The organism is Microbacterium sp. NPDC056736 (assembly GCF_042790415.1).
Taxonomy (GTDB): Bacteria; Actinomycetota; Actinomycetes; order Actinomycetales; family Microbacteriaceae; genus Microbacterium.
On the sequence record NZ_JBHTZE010000024.1, the window covers coordinates 1 to 1142 of the forward strand.

Genomic DNA, 1142 nt, shown 5'->3' on the forward strand with positions numbered 1-1142 from the left:
AGGACACCCTCCGCATCGGCACCGCCGGCGGGGGCCTGGCCGTGGCCGAGGGCGCCGGCGCCACCAGCGGCGTGGCCACCCTGGTGGCGGGTGCGGTCACGGTGGCCACCAACAAGGTGGCCGCGAACTCCCGGATCCAGTGCACCGTCCAGTCCCTCGGAACGGTCACCACACCCAAGGCTGTCGGGGTCACCGCCCGGGTGGCCGGCACGTCGTTCACCATCACGTCCGCGGACGCGACGGACACGTCCGTCGTGGCCTGGTTCATCATCTCGCCCACGGCCTGAGCCGTCCTACAGAAGGGGGACCCATGTCCCCGCAGCAGCAGAGAGACCCGGTCCTGGCGCAGCTCGCCACGCTCCAGACCAAGGTGGACGGACTCCGCCGGGAGGTGAAGACGATCGCGGTCACGCAGGACCAGCACGCCAGGAAGATCCAATGGATGAGCGCGGTGGCCCTCCTGGCGGTGGGGGCGATAGGCGGGCCGGACGCCGTGGCCGCGCTCACGGGAGCGGCATGACGACGCCGGCGCCTCAAGTGCTGGACGCGTCCGGGTCGGTGACCCTGGACGCGTCCGGCCACGGCGTGGTCCAGCTGGCCCCTGAGTCGTTCCGGACCTGGCTGGTGACCACCATCAACGTGGCCACGTCGCAGGACCCCACGCAGACCCCCGTCCCGCAGGTGCGGGTGTTCCTGGGGGGCGTTGGCGGACAGCGGGTCGCGCAGTCCTGGATGGGCAACCAGTCGACCGCTACGGGGTCGACGCTGGTGCAGCCCTCCCAGCCGCTCGTGATCGAGTGGGTCAACGGGGTCCCGGGCTCGGTGGCCACGGCGTGGCTGTACGGCACCATGACAATGCGGTAGAGGGGGAGAGTCGTGCAGTTCCAGGACGAACTTGCGGGCGGGATCGTGCTGATCCGGCCCGCGTTGCAGTCTCCGGACTTCCAGCCGGGCACGTCCGGCTGGTGCGTGCGGATCGACGGATCGGCGGAGTTCAACGACATCACGGTGCGCGGGACCCTGGAGTCCGCGAACTACGTGCCCGGGGTGTCCGGCTGGCACCTCGACCAGAACGGGTCAGCGGAGTTCAACGACATCACGATCCGCGGCGGCACGTCGCTCGGGGGTGAGGCGTTCTACTA

The 1142-nt window shown here is 70.5% G+C and carries 4 protein-coding genes; all 4 read left to right on the plus strand.

The genetic code is table 11. The annotated features are described in order from the left end of the window. A partial coding sequence (locus tag ACFRAL_RS17415) for a hypothetical protein (protein WP_378885399.1) occupies positions 1-287 on the plus strand: 287 nt, incomplete at its 5' end. A 23-nt stretch (positions 288-310) separates the two neighbouring features. Next, on the plus strand, positions 311-520 hold the full coding sequence (locus ACFRAL_RS17420) for a hypothetical protein (RefSeq protein WP_375821557.1): 210 nt from the start codon (positions 311-313) through the stop codon (positions 518-520). After that, on the plus strand, positions 517-864 hold the full coding sequence (locus ACFRAL_RS17425) for a hypothetical protein (protein ID WP_375821558.1): 348 nt from the start codon (positions 517-519) through the stop codon (positions 862-864). The genes ACFRAL_RS17420 and ACFRAL_RS17425 overlap by 4 nt, the downstream gene beginning before the upstream one ends. A gap of 12 nt (positions 865-876) precedes the next feature. Then, the coding region (locus ACFRAL_RS17430; RefSeq protein ID WP_378885403.1) for a hypothetical protein at positions 877-1142 on the plus strand (266 nt) is incomplete at its 3' end.